The organism is Erythrobacter sp. K21-9, assembly GCF_055808355.1.
Genome location: NZ_CM147866.1, coordinates 1555632 through 1575973, shown reverse-complemented (window position 1 = coordinate 1575973; position 20342 = coordinate 1555632). Strand labels below are relative to the sequence as shown.

19 protein-coding genes, 2 tRNA genes, 1 other RNA gene and 3 pseudogenes are annotated in these 20342 nt (G+C 61.9%); 12 read left to right on the top strand and 13 right to left on the bottom strand.

All coding sequences use genetic code 11. The features are described from left to right. Positions 1–13: 13 nt before the first annotated feature. Positions 14–1021, bottom strand: a complete 1008-nt coding sequence (gene gap, locus AC0L39_RS07930) for a type I glyceraldehyde-3-phosphate dehydrogenase (RefSeq protein WP_473262132.1) — start codon at positions 1019–1021, stop codon at positions 14–16. Between the two features lie 15 nt (positions 1022–1036). Further along, the gene (gene tkt / locus AC0L39_RS07925) at positions 1037–3034 is read right to left on the bottom strand and encodes a transketolase (protein ID WP_473262131.1); all 1998 of its coding nucleotides are present in this window, start codon (positions 3032–3034) and stop codon (positions 1037–1039) included. A 276-nt stretch (positions 3035–3310) separates the two neighbouring features. On the opposite strand from tkt, the gene AC0L39_RS07920 reads away from it, so the two are divergent. The 5 genes from AC0L39_RS07920 (at position 3311) to AC0L39_RS07900 (ending at position 5138) form a co-directional block, all read left to right on the top strand. Next, a complete protein-coding gene (locus AC0L39_RS07920) occupies positions 3311–3520 on the top strand; it encodes a hypothetical protein (protein ID WP_473262130.1) in 210 nt (69 codons plus the stop codon). Positions 3521–3530: 10 nt separating this feature from the next. Next, complete coding sequence (locus AC0L39_RS07915; RefSeq protein ID WP_473262127.1) at positions 3531–4022, top strand: cell division protein ZapA; 492 nt, start codon at positions 3531–3533, stop codon at positions 4020–4022. A gap of 11 nt (positions 4023–4033) precedes the next feature. Further along, positions 4034–4222: non-coding RNA, 6S RNA (ssrS, locus tag AC0L39_RS07910), on the top strand. Positions 4223–4329: 107 nt separating this feature from the next. Continuing rightward, complete coding sequence (locus tag AC0L39_RS07905) at positions 4330–4905, top strand: 5-formyltetrahydrofolate cyclo-ligase (RefSeq protein ID WP_473262126.1); 576 nt, start codon at positions 4330–4332, stop codon at positions 4903–4905. After that, on the top strand, positions 4905–5138 hold the full coding sequence (locus AC0L39_RS07900) for a DUF2842 domain-containing protein (RefSeq protein WP_473262125.1): 234 nt from the start codon (positions 4905–4907) through the stop codon (positions 5136–5138). The genes AC0L39_RS07905 and AC0L39_RS07900 overlap by 1 nt, the downstream gene beginning before the upstream one ends. Here the strand turns inward: AC0L39_RS07900 and AC0L39_RS07895 are convergent. From AC0L39_RS07895 to thyA, 7 genes and pseudogenes are all read right to left on the bottom strand, one after another. Beyond that, a complete protein-coding gene (locus tag AC0L39_RS07895; RefSeq protein WP_473262123.1) occupies positions 5135–5662 on the bottom strand; it encodes an SRPBCC family protein in 528 nt (175 codons plus the stop codon). The genes AC0L39_RS07900 and AC0L39_RS07895 overlap by 4 nt on opposite strands. Continuing rightward, positions 5655–5987: an ArsR/SmtB family transcription factor gene (locus AC0L39_RS07890; RefSeq protein ID WP_473262121.1), complete on the bottom strand. Its 333-nt coding sequence runs from the start codon at positions 5985–5987 to the stop codon at positions 5655–5657. The genes AC0L39_RS07895 and AC0L39_RS07890 overlap by 8 nt, the downstream gene beginning before the upstream one ends. A gap of 109 nt (positions 5988–6096) precedes the next feature. Further along, a tRNA-Asp gene (locus AC0L39_RS07885) sits at positions 6097–6173 on the bottom strand. Between the two features lie 103 nt (positions 6174–6276). Then, a pseudogene (locus AC0L39_RS07880) lies at positions 6277–7592 on the bottom strand (dihydrolipoamide acetyltransferase family protein). 6 nt (positions 7593–7598) lie between these two features. Then, complete coding sequence (locus tag AC0L39_RS07875; protein ID WP_473262119.1) at positions 7599–8660, bottom strand: alpha-ketoacid dehydrogenase subunit beta; 1062 nt, start codon at positions 8658–8660, stop codon at positions 7599–7601. After that, positions 8657–9898, bottom strand: a complete 1242-nt coding sequence (locus AC0L39_RS07870; protein ID WP_473262117.1) for a thiamine pyrophosphate-dependent enzyme — start codon at positions 9896–9898, stop codon at positions 8657–8659. Before AC0L39_RS07870 ends, AC0L39_RS07875 begins: the two co-directional genes overlap by 4 nt. 194 nt (positions 9899–10092) lie before the next feature. After that, positions 10093–11062: pseudogene (gene thyA, locus AC0L39_RS07865) on the bottom strand (thymidylate synthase). A gap of 102 nt (positions 11063–11164) precedes the next feature. On the opposite strand from thyA, the gene AC0L39_RS07860 reads away from it, so the two are divergent. Continuing rightward, positions 11165–11241: transfer RNA gene (locus tag AC0L39_RS07860), tRNA-Pro, on the top strand. A gap of 147 nt (positions 11242–11388) precedes the next feature. Further along, a complete protein-coding gene (locus AC0L39_RS07855) occupies positions 11389–12012 on the top strand; it encodes an outer membrane protein (RefSeq protein ID WP_473262115.1) in 624 nt (207 codons plus the stop codon). A 57-nt stretch (positions 12013–12069) separates the two neighbouring features. Here AC0L39_RS07855 and AC0L39_RS07850 read toward each other — a convergent pair whose 3' ends face one another. Further along, positions 12070–12525, bottom strand: a complete 456-nt coding sequence (locus tag AC0L39_RS07850; protein ID WP_473262114.1) for a DUF3429 domain-containing protein — start codon at positions 12523–12525, stop codon at positions 12070–12072. Positions 12526–12602: 77 nt separating this feature from the next. Here AC0L39_RS07850 and AC0L39_RS07845 point away from each other — a divergent pair. The 4 genes and pseudogenes from AC0L39_RS07845 to AC0L39_RS07830 all read left to right on the top strand — a co-directional run. Continuing rightward, positions 12603–12707: pseudogene (locus tag AC0L39_RS07845) on the top strand (SDR family NAD(P)-dependent oxidoreductase); the annotation flags it as partial. 16 nt (positions 12708–12723) lie between these two features. After that, positions 12724–13377, top strand: a complete 654-nt coding sequence (locus AC0L39_RS07840; RefSeq protein WP_473262112.1) for an SDR family NAD(P)-dependent oxidoreductase — start codon at positions 12724–12726, stop codon at positions 13375–13377. Between the two features lie 140 nt (positions 13378–13517). Further along, the gene (locus tag AC0L39_RS07835; RefSeq protein WP_218317886.1) at positions 13518–13700 is read left to right on the top strand and encodes a YqaE/Pmp3 family membrane protein; all 183 of its coding nucleotides are present in this window, start codon (positions 13518–13520) and stop codon (positions 13698–13700) included. A 160-nt stretch (positions 13701–13860) separates the two neighbouring features. Further along, positions 13861–15216, top strand: coding sequence for an ABC1 kinase family protein (locus AC0L39_RS07830; protein WP_473262111.1), 1356 nt, complete (start codon positions 13861–13863; stop codon positions 15214–15216). On the opposite strand, the gene AC0L39_RS07825 is transcribed toward AC0L39_RS07830, so the two are convergent. After that, a complete protein-coding gene (locus tag AC0L39_RS07825) occupies positions 15213–16982 on the bottom strand; it encodes a DUF885 domain-containing protein (RefSeq protein ID WP_473262109.1) in 1770 nt (589 codons plus the stop codon). The two genes, AC0L39_RS07830 and AC0L39_RS07825, sit on opposite strands and share 4 nt — an antisense overlap. A gap of 67 nt (positions 16983–17049) precedes the next feature. Between AC0L39_RS07825 and AC0L39_RS07820 the strand changes: the two genes are divergently transcribed. Then, entirely contained in the window at positions 17050–17541 is a 492-nt protein-coding gene (locus AC0L39_RS07820; protein WP_473262107.1) for a low molecular weight protein-tyrosine-phosphatase, read from the top strand. Here the strand turns inward: AC0L39_RS07820 and AC0L39_RS07815 are convergent. Together AC0L39_RS07815 and recG are read right to left on the bottom strand one after the other, a co-directional pair. Next, positions 17527–18228, bottom strand: a complete 702-nt coding sequence (locus tag AC0L39_RS07815; RefSeq protein WP_473262106.1) for a hypothetical protein — start codon at positions 18226–18228, stop codon at positions 17527–17529. The genes AC0L39_RS07820 and AC0L39_RS07815 overlap by 15 nt on opposite strands. A 4-nt stretch (positions 18229–18232) precedes the next feature. After that, positions 18233–20308, bottom strand: coding sequence for an ATP-dependent DNA helicase RecG (gene recG, locus AC0L39_RS07810; protein ID WP_473262104.1), 2076 nt, complete (start codon positions 20306–20308; stop codon positions 18233–18235). Between the last annotated feature and the right edge of the window lie 34 nt (positions 20309–20342).

Here is a 20342-nt window from a genome sequence, read left to right as displayed (position 1 = left end):
TGCAGCGCAGGGTTTACTGGAACTTCGCCATCACACCGGCGGTGTCGATCATGCGGTTCGAGAAGCCCCATTCGTTGTCATACCAGCTGACGACGCGAGCGAGCTTCCCTTCCATCACGCTGGTTTCGAGGCTGTCGACCGTGGAGCTGGCCGGGTGGTGATTGAAGTCCGAGGAAACCAGTGGCTCATCGGTGTAATCGAGCACCCCGTTCATCGGGCCATCCGCAGCAGCCTTGAGCGCGGCGTTGAGCTCCTCCGTGGAAGTGTCGCGGCCCGGTTGGAAGACGAGGTCGACGAGGCTCACATTCGGCGTCGGCACACGCACTGACGAGCCATCGAGCTTGCCAGCCAGTTCCGGCAGGACGAGGCCGACCGCGCGCGCTGCGCCGGTGGTGGTCGGGATCATGTTCTGCGCACCACCGCGCGCCCGGCGCATGTCGCCATGCATCTGGTCGAGCATCCGCTGATCGTTGGTGTAGGAATGGATCGTGGTCATGAAGCCGCGCTCGATCCCCACGGTGTCGTGCAGCACCTTGGCGATAGGCGAAAGGCAGTTGGTGGTGCAGCTCGCATTGGAGACGATCACGTCGTCGGCGGTCAGCACATTGTGGTTCACGCCGTAGACGATGGTGGCGGACACGTTCTTCGCCGGAGCAGAGATCAGCACCCGCTTTGCACCCGCCTTCAGGTGCGGCTCGGCAGCTTCGTGGCTCTGGAAGAACCCGGTGCATTCGAGCACGATATCGACGCCCTGATCGGCGTGCGGGAGGTTGCCGGGATCACGCTCGCTCGTGACGGCTATGGACTTGCCGCCGACCACAATAGCGCCGTCCTCGACCTCGACCGAGCCGGGGAAGCGGCCATGAGTGGAGTCGTATTTGAACAGCAGCGCGTTCGACTTGGTGTCGGCAAGGTCATTGATCGAAACAAGCTCGAGATCGTGATCGCTGCGTTCAAGGATTGCGCGTGCGACAAGACGTCCGATGCGGCCGAAACCGTTGATGGCGACTTTGGTAGCCATAAAAGAAACTCCTGCTTAGCTGTTCAATTTGTTCTGGATTTGCGGGACGATAGCCTCCGCCGTGAAACCGAAATGTGCGAAGAGATCCTTCGCCGGGGCCGAAGCACCAAAGCTGTCGATCCCAATGTTGAGGCCGCTGCGGCCAGTATAGCGTTCCCAGCCCAACGTGCTTCCTGCCTCGATGGATACGATCAATGCGTCTGCCGGAAGCATCTCGGCGCGGTAATCGTCATCCTGCTGATCGAAGAGCTCGGCGCAAACCATCGAGACGACATCGACGCCGGTCCCGTCCTGCTCAAGCCGATCGGCGCATTCCATCGCGAGCGAGACTTCGCTGCCCGATGCGACGATCACGACCTTGCGCGCTGCCGATGCCTCGCGCATCCGGTAGCCGCCTTGCGCGCAGCGATTGGTGGTGGCCGACCAATCGGCATCGCCTTCACCGCGCAGCTGCGGCAAGCCCTGGCGGGAGAGCGCGAGGATCGAAGGCGTCTCGGGCGTTTGCAGCGCCAGCGCCCAGCACTCTGCCGTCTCGATCGTGTCGCACGGGCGATAGACGTTGAGATTGGGCACGAGGCGCAGGCTCATGACCTGCTCGACAGGTTGGTGCGTGGGTCCATCTTCGCCGAGCCCGATGCTGTCATGCGTCATCACGTAGATGACCTGCGTTTTCTGCAGCGCCGACAGGCGGATCGCGTTGCGGCAATAATCGGAGAAGATCAGGAAAGTCCCGCCATAGGGAACGACGCCGCCATGCAGCGCCATACCGTTCATCGCGGCAGCCATGCCGAACTCGCGGATGCCGTAATAGACGTAGCGGCCGGAATAATCGTCCGCTGTCATCGCCTCGGTGCTTGGCGTCTTGGTGTTGTTCGATCCGGTCAGGTCGGCGCTGCCGCCGATCATGTGCGGAATGTTTTCGGTGAGCGGTCCCAGCGCCATTTCCGAAGCCTTACGCGTGGCGACCTTTTGCGGGCCGCCCGCCAGCGCGGCGATGTGCTGTTCGAGAGCGGGCGCAGCGAGATCGGCAACGCCCATCATGCGGTTTTCAAAATCGGCACGCATCTCCGAATCCGCAAGCCGCGATTCCCACGCACCATGCGCCTCGCGGCCCGCGTCGCCGGTAGCGCGCCAGTCGGCAAGAATCTCGCCCGGAACGGTGAAAGGCTCGGCGTCCCAGCCCAGCATTTCGCGCGCCCGCGCCACCTCTTCGGGGCCGAGCGGCGCGCCGTGGGTTGCGCTGGTGCCCTGCTTTGTCGGAGCGCCCTTCCCGATCACGGTCCTGCACGCGACGAGCGAAGGGCGCTCATCCGCTTTCGCTTCTTCGAGCGCGCGGTCGATATCGCCGAAATCGTGCCCGTCGCATTCGACGACGTGCCAGCCGGTAGCCTCATAGCGCGCCTTGACGTCTTCGCTGGTCGAGAGGTCCGCAGGCCCATCGATGGTGATGTTGTTGTCATCCCAAAGTATAATGAGCCGCCCGAGATGCAGGTGTCCGGCGAGCCCGATAGCCTCGTGATTGATGCCCTCCATCAGGCACCCGTCGCCCGCAACAACCCATGTACGGTGATCGACGATATCGTCGCCGAATTCGGAATTGAGGTGCCGCTCTGCCATGGCCATGCCCACGGCCATCGCAACCCCTTGACCCAGCGGCCCGGTGGTGCATTCGACGCCTTCTAGCAGGAAGTTTTCCGGGTGGCCTGCGCACGGCGAACCCAGCTGCCGGAAATTGCGAATGTCCTCCATCGTCGGACGGGCATAGCCCGACAGGTGCAGCAGGCTGTAGATCAGCATCGAACCGTGGCCGGCGGACAGGACGAACCGGTCGCGATCGGCCCAGTCGGGGCGCGAGGGATTGAATTTCAGATGGCTCTGGAACAGCACCGATGCAACATCGGCCATACCCATCGGCATTCCCGGATGGCCCGAATTGGCAGCTTGCACCGCGTCCATCGAAAGCGCGCGGATGGCGTTGGCCATGTCCTGCAAGCGGGCGGTATCAATCGTCATGCGGCTCGAGTGCCTCCTGCTGGCGTGCGGTCGTGAATTGTTCTGCGCCGCTCGGGTCGCCGACCGCGGGTCCGGTCGATTCGATCCGTATGGATGCCATTGCCGAGCACTATAGTGAGGTCAAGCGGTCCCCGCCTGCGGTGGGCACTTGCTCCCCAACAGACCGATCGGGTTTCCTGCCAAGAGCACTTATCAACAGGCGGTTCCAACGCTTTGCGCGCGAACGGCAATCTTGGTATTCAGCGGTGTATGGGCGAGAGCCGGATCGTATCCGCCATGACGCGTATCGACGCCGCACTGGAGCGGATCGCTTCCGCTTGCACCGCCATATCCGCCAAACCCTCGGGCCAATCCGCTGACGATGCCAGCGCCAATGGCGAACCGGTCAAGGTGCTCGCGCTCGTCAACGCGCACGAAAAATTGCGCGAGGAAGTCGCTGAAACGCTGGGCGAACTCGACGCGGTGATCGCCGAGCTGGAAGGGTGAGAATAGCGCCATGAGCCAGGTTTCCTTCAAAATCGGCCCCCGCTCCTACACGGTAAATTGCGCCGACGGCGAAGAGGCTCACATCACCAAACTGGCGGCGATGATCGACGAGAAATATGCGCAGCTGGGCACATCGCGCACCCCGCAAGAGGCGCAGAACATGCTGTTCGCCGCGCTGTTCCTCGCCGATGAGCTGGCCGAAGCGCGCAAAACCGCGAAGAAATCGACCCAGACCGTCGAGCACGAAAAAGCGCGCTCTGGCGGCAAGAAAGCCGAGCTTCGCGCCGAAATCGAAACGCTGACCAAGGCCGAGGCACGCGCGCGCGAAGAAGTGGCGGATCTCAAATCGCAGCTTGCCGATATGCGCGAGGCAGCGAGCCACCAGCACGACCTGTTCGGCGAACCTGCGGTCAGCGACGAAGTGATCGAGCGGATCGAGGCACTCGCCACGCGGGCCGAAGAGACAGCGACAGCGCTTGAAGAGGCGAGCGCGGCGTCCTAAGTCCTGTCATGGCGGGACTGCCCGGCACGAGCCGTTCGAACATCCCTGAGGCTATAAGCTATCCATCGGGAGCTGTCCCTGTCTTGGTTTATGGGCCACTGCGTTCTTCGGAATGGAACCTGGGAGCCAGGGCATACGGCGCCCACCTGACGTTTTCGCGTCAGAGGATTTCTCTGGCAACGACCCATGGTGGTTCCGTCACCTTCTTTCGCGCTGACGCTGCGCTGCTTGAGCGCGGATTGGCTTCGCTCCGCAGGCCCCCGGTCGCCCTTGCGGCCTCGCGGCCCGAGGACTACCTGTCCGGGTAATGTCGAATTCGAAATCCGAACTTCGCGCGTCACTGCGCAAGGCGCGCCGAGAACATGTCGCGGCTCAGCCAGATGCGATCAGGGCGCTGCTGTTTCACCGGCCGCCCGCGCCGCTGCTGGCCAAGATTTCCAGTGACGCGGTCATCGGGCTTTATCGCGCGAATGAGACCGAGGCGCCAGCGGGCGGATATGCGAAGTTTTTCCATGAGCTGGGACACGGCGTCGCCTTGCCCGCTTTCACAGCGCCCGATGCGCCCATGATTTTTCGTGAGCACTCCGATCCCTTTGGCGAAACCGATCTCGAAGCGGGTCCGTTCGGCATCGCGCAGCCGAGCGCGGATGCAGCCGAGATTACACCGGATGTGCTGTTCATCCCGCTGGTGGGTTTCACCGCAGACGGCGACCGTCTGGGACAGGGCGGCGGTCATTACGATCGCTGGCTGGCGGAACATCCCGGACGCCTGGCGATTGGTCTCGCATGGGATGCACAGCTCTGTGAAATCCTGCCGACCCAGCCGCATGACATCGCGCTCGATGCGGTCATCACCCCCAGCCGAATATACGGGATCACTTGATGCGAGAGACACCAACCTGGCGCATTCCGGTCGGGATCATCGGACTGTTCGTGTTCCTGATCGTCTACGGCGTGGTGATCGCGCGCTATGCGCCGGGCATCATCGGCGTCTGGCCCGGATGGGCGCAAACGGTGATCTACCTTGTGCTCGGCCTGATCTGGCTGCTGCCGCTGCGCCGGTTTCTGATCTGGATGGAAACCGGCAGCTGGAGCCCACCAGCCGACGCCAGCTAGACCCGCTCGGAATATTCCGCCTCAAGCTGGCTGTCACGCGCCCAGAAATCGGTTGTGCGCGCTCCGGTCAGGACTTCTGCCAATAGGTCGAAGTGACCATGCCATCCAGCGAGCACTCCGACGAGCATATCGCGCCCGGCAATGCCAGTGTGAAAGAGGTGGAGCTCGGTCTTGCCGTCCTCGGTCTCACGCAATTTCATGTCCACATTGCTTTCGCCCTCGCCTTCGACCTCGAACCAGGTGAAGGCCAGATGTCGGGGCGGATCGTACGCGAGAATCTTGCCATAATGCGTGACAACCTCCTCGGAGGCGTATTTTTCAGGCGGCGATCCATCTGACAGTCGCCGGTGGTCGAATTCGAAGACGATCCTGCCTCCGACCTCGGCATCGGTGGTTCCGCCGCAGAACCACAGTTTGCGCTTTTCGCCGTCCACCAGAAATTCCCAGACCTTCGCACGACTGGCATCGAACGTGCGGGTAAATTCGAGCTGCGTGGGTCCGGTTTGCTTGCCGTAATCAGTCATCTTCATCCTCCCTGATCGCTGCATCGAGCGCATCGAGCCGCTCGTTCCAGAATGCGCTGTATTTCGAGGTCCAGTCGCGCGCCGCGTGGAGCGCTTCGGGTCGCAACCTGCACACCCGTTCGCGCCCGCGCTTTTCGCGAGTGAGCAGCCCTGCCTGCTCGAGCACGCCCACGTGCTTCGATGCTCCAGCGAGTGTCATGTCTAGCGGTGCCGCGAGATCGCCAATGGTCCGCTCTCCGCGGCTGAGTTCCTGAACCATCCGCAGCCGCGTGGGCTCGCCAAGAGCGCGGAAGATCGTGTCGATGCGTGTGTTACTCTCAACCATATGGTTTAGTATTTCACTGTGGCAGCAGAAAGTCAACCGATTGGTTTATCATCGGGCCGCTGCGACGTCATCCGGAGCGAGAGCTTCGATTTTTTGAGGATTTCCCAAGTGGCGCGAGTGACGAGACTTGAACTCGCGACCTCCGGCGTGACAGGCCGGCGCTCTAACCAACTGAGCTACACCCGCTTAAACTTGACCCGTTTAAACCAGGGTTTGCACCGCTTGGGAGCGAGGCCATTAGGCCCCACGAACTTTGCTGTCAACGGCTCTGACAGCGATATTTCGATCTTTATTCGCCGAGAAGCAAAACCGGCGTCTCGATAAGCTTTTTCATGTCCTGAATGAAGCTCGCCGCGTCGTATCCATCGACCACGCGGTGGTCGCAGCTGATCGAGATATTCATCAGTTTGCGCTTCTCGATCTCGCTCGCTGCCATCGGGACCGGTGACGAACATTGGGCGCTCGATGATGCGGTTCGGGCCGATAATCGCGACTTCGGGACGATTGATGACCGGAGTGGTCGCCACGCCTCCGAGCGGGCCGAGCGAAGTGACGGTCAGGGTCGAACCGGAAAGCTCGTCCGATTTCGCCGAACCATCCCGCGCAGCCTCTGCCAGGCGTACCGATTTCACGCGCGAGCTGCCAGATATTACGGCTTTGCGCGTCCTTGATCACCGGAACCATCAGTCCGTTATCCGTCTGCGCCGCCATGCCGAGATGCACTGCGCCGTGACGGGTGACGACATTAGCCTCGTCATCGTAGCGCGCATTGATCATCGGGTAATCCGGGACCAGCTTGCAGATCGCAGTGATGAGCAGCGGAAGCATGGTCAGCTTCGGCTTTTCTCCGCGAGCGCTGTTGAGGTCGGCGCGCATCCGCTCAAGGTCAGTGACATCGCATTCCTCGACATAGGTGAAGTGCGGAATGCTGCGCTTGGCCGCAGCCATGTTCTGGGCGATGCGCTTGCGCAGGCCGATGACCTTGATCGCTTCGTCTTCGCGTGTCCTTCCGGCAGCGGCGAACCCGCCGCCCGAATTGTAGGACAGGAACTGGTCGAGATCGCCGTGGCGCACGCGGCCACCTTCGGCGGGCTTCACCTGCGCAAGATCGATCCCGAGATCGCGGGCACGCTTGCGAACCGCAGGGCTGGCGAGGACCTTTGACGCCATGGTCTTGCCGGTGCCGGATGGCCCGCTGAAACCGACCTTCTGTTCAGGAGCAGGCTCCGGGTCGGCGGCCATGGCATCGTCGGCATCGGAGGCATCCGGGTTTTCGACTTCGATGCGGGTTTCGGTTTGCTCGGAAACCGGGGCAGGCTCAGGCTCGGACGGTTTCTTGTCCTCTGGCTCGTCCGGCACTTCGCCTTCGACCTCGACCACCAGCAGCATCGCGCCCACAGAGATCACGTCGCCGACTTCGCCCGCAACTTCGATCACTTTGCCATCGACCGGACTTTCAATGTCGATCGTCGCCTTATCGGTCATGACATCGACGAGGTGCTGGTCTTCCGCAACCATGTCGCCAACCTTGACCTGCCATTCGACGATCTCCGCCTCGGCAACGCCCTCGCCCACATCGGGCATGTTGAAAGTGAATTTCGCCATGTGCGGTTACTCGCTCAAGATCTTGTCGATGGCCTCGCCAATACGGACGGGGCCGGGGAAATACGCCCATTCAAGGCTGTGCGGATAGGGTGTGTCGAAACCGGTGACGCGTTCGACCGGCGCTTCGAGATGGTAGAAGCAGCGTTCGGTGACGAGTGCGGAAAGCTCCGCGCCAAAGCCGGATGTGCGGGTCGCTTCGTGGACGATCAGGCAGCGCCCGGTCTTCTTGACCGACGCCTCAATCGCCTCGATGTCGAGCGGGACTAGCGTGCGCAGGTCGAGGATTTCCGCATCGACGCCTTTCTCACGGCACACCGCCTCTGCGACGTGAACCATCGTGCCATAGGTCAGCACGGTCAGAGCTTCGCCCTCGGTCACGTGGCGCGCCTTGCCCAGCGGGATTTTGTAATAGCCCTCGGGAACGACGGCATCCTTGTGCTTCTTCCACGGCTCGACCGGCTTGTCATAAAAGCCGGTGAACGGCCCGTTATAGATGCGCTTCGGCTCGAAGAAGATCACCGGATCGTTGTCTTCGATGCAGGAGATCAGCAAGCCTTTCGCGTCGTAAGGCGTCGCCGGAATTACCGTCTTCAGGCCGGAGACATGGGTAAAGATGCTCTCAGGCGATTGCGAATGCGTCTGCCCGCCGAAAATGCCCCCGCCAAAGGGTGAGCGCACGGTCATCGGCGCGATGTATTCGGTCGCCGAACGGTAACGCAGGCGCGCGGCCTCACTGATGAGCTGGTCGAGGCCCGGATAGATATAATCGGCAAACTGGATCTCCGGAACGGGGCGCAGCCCGTAGGCGCCCATGCCGACCGCGACACCGATGATGCCGCATTCCGAAATCGGCGTGTCGAACACGCGGGTCTTGCCGTGTTTTTCCTGAAGCCCGGCGGTGCAGCGGAAAACGCCGCCGAAATAGCCGACATCCTCGCCCATGACGATGACGTCGTCATCGCGCTCCAGCATGATGTCGAGCGCTTCGTTGATCGCCTCGATCATGTTGATCCGGCGCTCCCCTGTACCGGCCGCTGCCGGAGCGTCTGTCTTGGCCTCAGCGCTCATTCGTACGGCCTTTCCTTGCCAAATTTGGCAATCCGCTCATGCGTGGCCTGCGCGGCCTGTTCCTCGAGGTGCCAGGGCAGCTCTTCGAACACGTCTTCGAACATGGTGTGGAACGGGTGGTGGAGGCCGTGGCCGAGAATACCGTTCTTTTCGGCCTCCTTGGTGGTCGCCTTGACCTCTTCGGCGCATTTCTTGTCCATCGCGGCCTGACGATCCTCGTCCCATTCGCCAATCGCGATCAAGTGCTTCTTGAGGCGCATTACCGGATCGCCCAGCGGCCATTCCTCGCGCTCCTGCGCGGAGCGATAGCCCGATGGGTCGTCCGAAGTGGAGTGCCCTTCTGCGCGATAGGTGAAATATTCGATCAGGGTCGGCCCCTGATTGGCGCGCGCGCGGTTCGCGGCCCATTGCTGCGCGGCGTAGCAGGCCAGCGCATCATTGCCGTCAACGCGCAGGCCCGCAAGGCCATAGCCGAGAGCGCGCGCGGCGAAGGTCGTGCGCTCCGACCCGGCAAACCCGGAGAAGCTGCTGATCGCCCACTGGTTGTTGATAACATTGAGGATAACCGGTGCATTATAAACGGTCGCAAAGGTGCAGGCGCTGTGGAAATCCCCCTCTGCGGTCGAACCCTCGCCTACCCATGTCGCGGCGATGCGGCTGTCGCCCTTGATCGCGCTCGCCATCGCCCACCCGACTGCCTGAGGCGTCTGCGTAGCCAAGTTGCCGGAGATGCTGAAAAAGCTGTGCTCGCGGCTCGAATACATTATCGGTAGCTGGCGGCCTTTCAGCTTGTCGCCCTTGTTCGAGTATATCTGGTTGATCATCTCGATCAGCGGGTATCCGCGCGCGATCAGGATGCCCTGCTGGCGGTAGCTTGGGAACACCATGTCGTCACTTGCCAGCGCCATTGAGGCGGCGACGCTGGTCGCCTCCTCGCCGGTGCACTTCATGTAGAACGAAGTCTTGCCCTGCCGCTGACCGCGGAACATCCGTTCGTCGAAAGCGCGGACCATCGCCATGTGGCCGAGCATGGTGCGCAGCGTTTCCGGGTCCAGCTTCGGATCCCACGGTCCATGCGCCTTGTCATCGTCGCCCAGAACCCGGACGAGGTCATAGGCGAGCTCGTGCATTTCATCGGGATGCGCGCTTTCATCGGGGCGCGGCTGCGCGCCGGCTTCGCTGATTGCAACGTCTTTGAAATTGACCGGGTCGCCGGGACGCGAGCGCGGCTCCGGCACGTGCAATGCGAGCGCAGGCCGGTTGTCGCCGGTTTTGGGGTTCGTATCGTACCGGTTCGGCCATAAGGGTGCTCTCCCATCAAGGGTACGCAGACAAATGCGAAATGCAGCGGCGCCACGTGCGACTGCGGCGCTTTTTAGCGCTTGAGCATAAGCGGTTATGTCAGGCTCTTACCTCGGTCAAGCAGGCGCAATCAAACCGCAACAGGAGCCTTGATCGGAGGCAGCGGCGCGTAATCATGCACCACGAAATCCTCGATTTTGTAGTCGAAAATTGTTTCGGGCTTTCTGGTGATTTCCAGAGTCGGATGTCCCTCCGGCTCGCGGGACAGCTGCTCGGTGATCAGGTGGTCGTGGTTGAGATAGAGGTGCACGTCCCCGCCCATCCAGACCAGCTCACCTGGTTCGAGCCCGGTTTGCTGAGCGATCATGCGCTGGAGCAGCGCCGCCGACCACAGGTTGAACGGCAACCCCAGCGCAACGTCGCAGCTGCGCTGGTAGAGCATGCAATTGAGTTCGGTCTCCCGCGACATGGAATTGGTAGGTCTTGTGACACGGCGGCAGCGCCATCCGGTCGAGTTCGGCCACATTCCACCCTTCGATGATGTGGCGACGGCTGCCGGGATTGGTTTTCAGGCTCTCGACGACTTGCGCGATCTGGTTGATCCCCTCTCCGCGCTCAAACAGACCGTCCTTGCGATAGCGGTAGGTTGGCCAGTCGACCCATTGCTTGCCGTAGACCGGGCCGAGATCGCCCCAGCGCTTTGCGAAATCCTCATCATCGGAAATCCGCTGGACGAAATCCTCAAGACTAATCTCCTCGCCCGTTTCCTTGACGTAGCGCGCGCGCGGCCACTCGTTCCAGATCTTGACGCCCTGCAGCACCAGCGGGCGAATGTTGGTTTCGCCGGTCAGAAACCACAACATCTCGCGCGTCGCGGTTTTCCAGTACACCCGCTTGGTCGTGAGCAGCGGCATCGCGCCGCCTGCCAGATCATAGCGCAGCATTGCGCCCGCAATCGAGCGCGCGCCTATGCCCGTGCGATCGACCCGTTCGCTGCCGCTCTCCCATATCTGACGCATCAGATCGAGATATTGCCACTCCGGATGGCCGGGGCCGGTAAGCTTCGAAGGAATCGTCTTCGCGGTTTCAAGTGTCGCCATGAGTAAAACTATACGCGCCAATTGCCCGCTTGCCACCCCGCCCATCCACACTTATAGGCGCGCCCCTACCCCGCATAATCGCACGATTTAGCGGACCTGAGTCGGGAAGTAGCTCAGCCTGGTAGAGCACCGTCTTCGGGAGGCGGGGGCCGGAGGTTCGAATCCTCTCTTCCCGACCAATTTCCTTCCAATCCGGCAAATCGCCGCGGCTTTGGCCAGCGCCAATTTTTCGCGAGCTAAGGGTTTTCCCTCAATACCGTCATCGCATGATTGCGATCTATGGCTGCGATACGACCCGCACCCAGACCATAACCACAGGGAATTCCATGAAAAATCTGACACTCGCAATCGGCGGCGCTGCCGCATTGTTCAGCGCGCCAGCCTTCGCGCAGGGCGACACATCTGGCGGCAAATTCGCAGCTGGAGCAATCGTCGGTGTGGACAGCATCGAAGCTGAAAGCGGAGGTGTTTCCGGCAGCGAAGAAGACCTGCTTGTCGGCGTCACCATCGGCTACGACGTCGAATTCGATGGCGGCATGGTGCTCGGCCTGGAAGCGGAATACACCGATTCCAGCATCGGATTCGATTTCAACGATGTGCTGGTGGTCGGTGACCGCGTCTCCGTCAACGCAGGGCGGGATCTGTACGCAGGCGTTCGCGCTGGAATGCGAACCGGGCCCAATGGCATTCTCTACCTCAAGGCAGGCTACACCGACGCCTCGGTCGAGGGCGAGTATGATGATGGAGTGCTGGAGCTTTCCGAAAGCGAGAGCCGCGGCGGCATCCGTGTCGGCGCCGGCGGCGAGATCGATCTCGGCAGCAATTTCGGGATCAGGATCGAATACCGCTATTCCGATTACGGCGATGTGGACACTGCCGCGCTTGGCCTCGCGGACGACGTATCTCTGTCGCGCCATCAAGGCGTGATCACGCTGCTCGGCAAATTCTGATGCGATCGGTGGGCGCGCGCGGAGAGACTGCGCGCGCCCATCCGCAAACCTTGGGCGCTAGACAATCGCCTCCGCCACAAATCCCAGCAGGATAGTGAGCACGCCCAGCCCCACAGACAAATGCACCCGCAGCCGCATGAAATCCTTCGCGGCAAGCCCAAGCGCGCGGTCGACCAGCGGGGACGCGAGGATCAGCGCGCCGAGATAGATCAGCGCCGGACCGGGCCATTCCCACCCGAAACTCCAAGGCAAGAACAGCGCTACCGCAAGCAAGCTGGGGATGACTGCCACCAGATAAGTCCCCGCCCCACCCTTGCCGCTGGCAATGGCCTGTCCCCACCACACTCCTCCGAGGAAGCTGAATATCGCTGCGGCATAGGCAAACCCGCCAGCGAGCGCCGAAAAGCGGTACTCATGCCCACTGATGGCCAATGCAACGCAAATGATCTGCGGCAGCAATCCGGCATAACCGAGCCAGCGCGATGCGGGGGTGAGCGATGTGTTGGCGTCCATAGCGCCAGAAGCGCACGGGCGTGGGCGTGGTTCCCGTGCGCTTGCGGTGCTGCGCCAATTGCGCCACCACTTTCGCAATGGACCTGTTCGATCTTTCTGGCCGCGTTGCGGTCATCACAGGCGGTAATGGCGGCCTTGGCCTCGGCATGGCGCGCGGCCTTGTAAAAGCGGGTGCGAATGTCGCGATCTGGGCGCGCAATGAAGAGAAAAACGCAAAAGCCTTGCTCGAATTGCGATCCATCGTACCGGGCCGAAGTCAAGACATTGGTCTGCGATGTCGCCGAAGAAACGCAGATCGAGGATGCAATGGGCGCGACCCTCAATGCCTTTGGGCGTGTCGATGTGTGTTTTGCCAATGCCGGGCGCGCCGGTTCAGGCGCGGGAGTGCCGGATATGACGGCAGAGGGCTGGGACGCAGTGATGGCAGTGAACGCACGCGGCCCCGCACTTACCTACAAACACGTGGCGCGTCACATGATCGAGCGAGCGGGGGCAGGCGATGCAGGCGGAAAACTGGTCGCGACCAGTTCCGGCCAGTCAATCATGGGCGTCAATCGCAGCTCCGATTATGCGGCATCCAAGGCTGCGCTTAACGGCTTGACGCGCGGGGCGGCGTTCGAGCTCGCGCGCCACCAGATCACTGCCAACGCGCTGTTGTTCGGCTATTACGAAACCGAGATCACCTCAGCCGCCGATCCAAAGTTTGCAGCGTGGATGGAAAAGCGCATCCCGCTGCGCAGGCCGGGCGATCATGAAGGGCTGGAGGGCCTCGCGGTGTTCTGGGCCTCACCCCACAGCGATTATATCACCGGACAATGCCTGCCGGTCGATGGCGGCCTGTGCATTAGCTGAGACACCCCGACGAAACGCACAACCAAGCATTTGGTTCCTAACGATATTTCGGAACGATAGCCGGCGTAGACCCGTTGATTGGGCAAATGACGACGCGAAACAGCGTCACATGTTAAACCCCATTAAGGAGCCACAGCTCAATGCTCGAACTTATTGCACTTGTCGCCACTATCCTTCTTCCGCCGCTTGGCGTTGCCCTGAAGAAGGGTCTCGGAACAGACTTCATCATCAACCTGATCCTGACGCTCCTGTTCTTCATCCCCGGCCTCATCCACGCCGTGTATGTGAACTATATTGCAGGCGGAACGCGCGCCATCGCGTAATCTGACCCAACACATTCACTCGACGATTATCGAGCGGCCCGGGCCCGGAGTTTTCTCCGGGCCCGCGTCGTTTGCAGCAGCGTTTTGAAGGGGCGGCGGGATACTTCGCGGCCCGGGGCCGTTCTGTGTATGGGATCAAGAGAAGCTTCATCGAGGAACCATGGCCGATAAATCAGACCGCTCGCGCGAGCGATCCGTACCATCCGGACGCGTATCGCGTTTCGCCAGCTTCGACCGGCTTGCCAGCGGTGTCGCCGGCGGCATGGTCGCAGAAGGGGCGCGGCGGCTGCGCACCGGGGACAGCCTGTCTCCGCGCGACCTGATCCTTACTCCTGGCAATGCCAAACGCATGGCGGACCGTCTCTCGCACCTGCGCGGCGCGGCGATGAAGATGGGCCAGATGATCAGCATGGATGCGGGCGATTTCCTGCCCGCCGAGCTTTCAGACATCCTTGCGACCTTGCGCGATCAAGCCAATTTCATGCCCGCCCGCCAGCTTGACGGCGCGCTGCGCGCCGAGTGGGGGGCGGACTGGCGCAAGCAATTTCGCTGGTTCAATCCCCGCCCGATTGCCGTTGCCTCGATTGGACAGGTTCACAAGGCCCTGACCCGTGACGGTCAGGAGCTTGCGATCAAGGTGCAATATCCCGGCATCGCGGAAAGCATCGACAGCGATGTCGATAACGTCATGACGCTGCTGCGGGTCGCAGGCTTTGCCCCGCCAGAGCTTGAAATCGACATGCTGCTCGCCGAGGCGAAAAAGCAGTTGCACGAGGAAGCCGATTACCGCCGCGAGGGCGCGCAGATGGCAATGTACCGCGAGCGGCTTTCGGGCACACCCGGCTTTGTCGTGCCCACGCTGCACGAAGGGCTGACGCGCGACCGCATTCTGGCCATGAGCTTCGAAGACGGGGTCAGCATCGAGGAGCTTTCCAACGAAACCGATGAGCGCCGCGACGAGGTATATTCGCGGCTGCTCAGGCTGGTCGCGCGCGAACTGTTCGAATTTGGCGTCATGCAGACCGATCCGAACTTCGCCAATTACCGCTTCCGCCGCGACACCGGCGACATCGTGCTGCTTGATTTCGGCGCCTGCCGCGACGTCGATCCCGATGTCTCGAACGCCTACCGCGCCATGCTGGAGGCCGGCATGGCGGGCGACAAGGACCGCGCGCGAGACGAAACGATCAAGGCTGGCTTCATGCTGCCTATCGTCGTCGAAAAGCACGGTGACCGCGTCGACCGGATGATCGAGATCGTCGTCAACGAAATGCGCGAGGACAAGCCGTTCGACTTCGGCGACCGCGCCTTCGTCCCTCTGCTGCGCGAGGAAGGCTGGGAGATCGCCCAAGACAAGGACACCTGGGCCTTCCCGCCGGTCGAGACGCTGTTCGTTCAGCGCAAGGTTTCAGGCACAGCCCTGCTGGGCGCGCGGCTGAAAGCCAAAGCGAACGTGCGCCGCATAACCGAAGAGGTGCTCGGCAACACCGAGCCCCTCCCGGCGAAAGCGGCTTAATCGGCGGCCTGTTGCTCGGCGATCCATTTGTCGACGTAATCTTCCAGCACCGAAAGCGGGACTGCTCCGTTTTCGAGCACCGTGTCATGAAAGGCGCGCAGGTCGAAATCGGCGCCGAGCGCCTCCTCGGCGCGGCTGCGCAATTCGCGGATTTTCAGCTCGCCGATCTTGTAGGCGAGCGCCTGACCCGGCCACGTCATGTAGCGATTGACTTCGGCGTCGATGTTGCCGGGCGAAAGCGCGGTGTTGTCGAGCATGAAGTCGACCGCCTGTTGCTTGCTCCACCCCTTCGAATGCAGGCCGGTATCGACAACCAGCCGAGCCGCACGCCACATCTCGTAGGACAAGCGGCCCATCTCCTTGGCGGGCGTGTCGTACAACCCCATCTCGATCCCGAGCCGCTCTGAATACAGCCCCCACCCTTCGACAAAGGCGGTGAAGAAGGTTCCATTCGCGCGCAGCGGGTGGATATCGAGTTCCTGTTGCAGCGAGATCTGGTGATGGTGCCCCGGCACAGCCTCATGCACGCCGAGGGCTGGCAACTCCCACAGCGGGCGTTGGTCCAGCTCGGTCAGGTTGAGACGGTAAATGCCCGCCTGCCCAGTTTCCAGCGATCCCCGCTCGTAATAGGCGGTGGTGTTGCCGGGCGCGTTCGCCGCCGGGATCGGGAGCACAGTGTAAGGCTGGCGCGGCAGCTTGCCGAACAGCTTGGGCATGAAGCCGTCGATCTTCTTCGCCAGCGCCTGCGTGTATTCGAGATATTCCTGCTCGTCCGTCATGTAATATTGCGGGTCGGTGCGCAGGTGCTCGATGAAGGCCTCGCGCGTATCAAAGCCGGCCTCGGTCGCGGTTTCGACCATTTCAGCGCGAATGCGCGCGACTTCGGACAAGCCGAGGTCGTGGACCTCATCCGGCGTCATGTCGGTCGTCGTGAAGCTTTGCACGCGGTAGGCGTAATAGGCCTCGCCATTCGGAGTTGCGAGAATGCCCGGAGTGCCGGTTCGGCAATTGGGCTCATACTCGGCCCTGTAAAAGCTCAGAAACCTCTCATAGGCCGGGAACACTGACCCTTCGAGCACCGCGCGCGTTTGTGCCTTCAGCCCCTCCCAATCCGCTTCGGTGATCGAGGCCGGCCTGTCTCCGGCAAATGGCTGCCAGAACGGCGACGCCGTATAGTCCTCGGCAATTTGCTGCGTGATCCGGTTTTCGAAGCCTTGCATCGGCTCGCAGGGTTGCGTCAGCCTCCGCGCGACGGCTTCACGGCTGCGCTCGATACCCTGTGCATTGAAATCGGCGAACTTGGCGAGCCGCCCGACATAGCTCCGGTAATCGGCCAGCGTGAAGAATGGCGAGCGGTACGGCAGCGAAGCAAAGCCGGAGAACCAACCGCCGCGATTGGTGAAGAGGATATAGCGATTGTGATCGAAATCCGCCCCCGCAATCCGGTCTTCGGCGCTGCTTTTCAGGATCGCATAGTCGACCTGCAAGTCAGCAGGGAGCTGCTCCGAGTCGATAGCATCAAGGCGCGCGAGAAAAGCACGGGTTTCGGCGATCTGGCGATCGTATTCTTCGAGCGAAAGATCGCCCAGTTCGCCGTCCCCGCGCCGGTCGCCCACGCTGGTCGCCAATTGCGGCGAGGCATTGAGCGTCGCCTCCCACACTTCTTCGCGCAATTGCTCGTAATCCTCGACCGGTCCGGCCAGAACCGGCGCGAGCGGCGCGAGCGGCGCGAGTGCCAAAACGGCCCCCATGGTTAACAGGCGCATAAAGTTAACTCCCTATTCAGCACTGTAAGTATTGTGACGGTTGCATTTGCAAGCTTAACGTGAGGACATGTTGGAACACGCTAATCCCCCGCTCGGCGTGCTTTTCGTCTGCTTGGGCAATATCTGCCGCTCTCCGATGGCGGAAGGCGCATTTCGTGCCGCGGCAGAAAAGGCAGGACTTGATTGCAACGTAGATTCGGTTGGCACGGCCTCGTATCATCTAGGCCAGCCGCCCGATCGCCGCGCAATTGCTGTCGCAGCGCGCAACGGTGTCGATATTTCCGGCCTGCGCGGACGCCAGCTTGAACGGAATGATTTCTATCGCTTCAGCCATTTATTTGCGCTCGATACAGCCAATCTCGCCGGGATCAAAGCGCAGGCTCCGCGCGATAGCACGGCCAAGGTTTCGCTGTTGATGGATCTCGTCGATGGCCGCGAGGGAACCCCGGTGAAAGACCCCTATTACGGTGATGAAAGCGATTTTGACGCGGTGTGGGACGAGGTAACAAGGGCGGCTCGGTGCATTGGTTTCGAGCCTCAAGGTCTAGACAGGTCGTGAGTTGGCCGCAGGCGCGGCTCGTCTTACGTAGCGGCGGCGAAAATAGACGATCATCACAATACCCAAGGCTATCGGCCCGAAAATCGTAACCGGTTGCGAAATCGGAAGCCCGGCTGCGGCTAATTCTACGAGCGGTGCACGCACGATAACGACAAAACCCCAGACCATTCGGTTGATATGCCGTGCGATGCGCAGTTTCGCCCTTTGCTCGGGATGTGTCAGCCAGTTCAGGTCGCCCGCGACCAGGATCAGGGGAATAACCGCGATTACAATCGGCCCGAATGGCGGGACCAACCCGGCCTGCACCGCCGGGATCGCCACGCTCAGGAAAATCGCAAAGCCTGCTATTTCGAACAGCATCAGTCCGGCTTCCGCCGACCGCACCGTTCTTGTTCCCTTTTGCAGGGCGAGCCACGCACCGCCGACTGCATAGATAGCGGTAAAGACCGCCATGAATAGCGGGGGGATGAAAACATTGGCCAGCATCTCGAAAGAGCTGACGCACACTGCCGCCACCACTGCAACGAAGACGAAGCCGGCGGTTCGGTGGACCTGCCCGCCCTTGGTGACGGAAAATGCGGTCAAAGCGGCGAGAACTGCGACCGTTCCAAACAGAAGGTGGCCGTAATAGGACAACGCCAGATACGGCGAGGGATCGCTTAAATCGATCGGGTCCGGTCCAAACATCGTGCTATCCGCCCCTCAGCAATTGCACGCCCCAGTCGCGTTCGAACAGATACAGCAATTGCCGCGCGGCGTCGCCCCTGTCGCTGGTGAGCCCGCCATCGCGGTCCATCAGCAGCCGCGCATCTCCGTGCGCCACGGGCAGCAGGCGCTGCACCTGTTCCAGATCGGCAATCCGAAACGCCGCCTCGCCCGATTGCCGCGTGCCCAGCAATTCCCCGCCGCCGCGCAGCTCCAGGTCTTCCTCGGCAATGCGGAACCCGTCCTGTGTCTCGCGCATCAGAGCGAGACGCTTTTGAGCCGTCTCGCTGAGTTCCGAGCCGCGCAGCAGCAGGCACCGGCTTTTCTCGCTTCCGCGCCCCACGCGCCCGCGCAATTGGTGCAGCTGAGCGAGGCCGAAACGTTCGGCTTGTTCGATCACCATCAAAGTCGAGGAGGGCACGTCTACGCCGACCTCGATCACCGTCGTCGCCACCAGCAATTTCGCCTCGCCGCTGGCGAAGCGCTCCATATTGGCGTCCTTCTCCTCAGGCTTGAGCTGGCCGTGGACCATCACGACATCTGCGCCAAATCGCTCGCGCAGTTCGGCATAGCGCGCTTCGGCGGCGGCAATGTCGGTGGCCTGAAATGCGCCGCTTGCCTCGCGCACCATCGGGCAGACCCAATAGGCTTGCTGGCCGGTGGCAAGGTGGCGCTGCACACCGGCGATCACATCTTCGGCGCGGTCCTGCGATACGACCAGCGTCTCAATGGCCTGACGTCCAGGAGGCAGTTCGTCGAGGCGGCTCACATCCATTTCACCATATTGGGCGAGCGTTAGGCTGCGCGGGATAGGCGTCGCGGTCATCGCGAGCGTATGCGGCGCCCTCTTGCCCTTGGCCGCCAGTGCGAGACGTTGCTGCACCCCGAAACGGTGCTGCTCATCAATCACCACAAGGCCGAGATCCTTGTAATTCACCGTATCCTGGAAAATCGCGTGTGTGCCCACGAGAATGTCGATCGAGCCGTCGAGCAGCCCCATCAGGATGCCCTCGCGCTCCTTACCTTTTGCGCGACCGGTCAGCAGGGCAACCTCGGCGCCGGTGGGTGCGGCCATTTTGCGAAGCGTCTCGAAATGCTGGCGGGCAAGGATTTCCGTGGGGGCGAGCAGTGCGGCCTGTTTGCCAGCCTCGACCGCGATCAGCATCGCAGCCAGCGCCACCACGGTCTTGCCCGCGCCCACATCGCCTTGCAGTAGGCGCAGCATGGGAGCCTCTTGCTGGAGGTCGCCTTCGATCTCGGCAATCGAGCGTTTCTGCGCGCCGGTCATCTCGAACGGCAGATCCAGCCTTTCGCGCATACGCCCATCGCCGGCCATCGCCTGCCCCTTGCGGCGGCGGCTATCGGCTTTCACCAGCAGAAGCGCGAGGCTGTTGGCAAGCAGCTCATCATAGGCGAGGCGGTCGCGCGCCTTTTCGTGCATGTCCTTGTGCGCAAGGTGGAGCGCATCGCGCCAGCTTGGCCAGCCTTCGCGCTCGAATTGCCCCGGCTCGATCCATTCGGGCAACTCGGGCAGTCGCTCGAGCGCTTGGGCGGCGAGAGAGGCGACCTTCGGCTGGGTCAGCCCTTCGGACAGTGCATAAACGGGCTCGACCATGCGGCCCATATGCGCGGAGCTGTCCTCCTCTATATGGTCGGGATGGACGATCTGGAGCATGTCGCCATAGCGGTCGATCCGCCCGGCAACCCAACGCTTCTCGCCAACCGGAAGCTGTTTCTTCGCGGTGTAGGAGGCGCGTCCAAAATAGGTCAGCGCGCAGATATTGCCCGCCTCGTCCTGCGCCAGCACCCGGTACGGCCCGCGTCCGGGATTGCGAGCCGCGCGGTGCTCGGTCGGGGTGAGCGCGACGATGACCTGCTCGCCCTCGCTGCCCTCATCCAGATTCGCAATGGCGCGCCGCGTCACGAACCGCTCTGGCAGGTGATAGGCGAGGTCCTTTATCCGCGTCAGACCCAGCTTTTCCAGCGGCTTCATCAGCTTCGGCCCGACTCCTTCCAGGTCGCGGGCTTCGGCAAACAGCGGGTTGAGGGCCTCGGGGCGCATGGCTGCACTCTATACCGCCTTGAACGCGATTGCC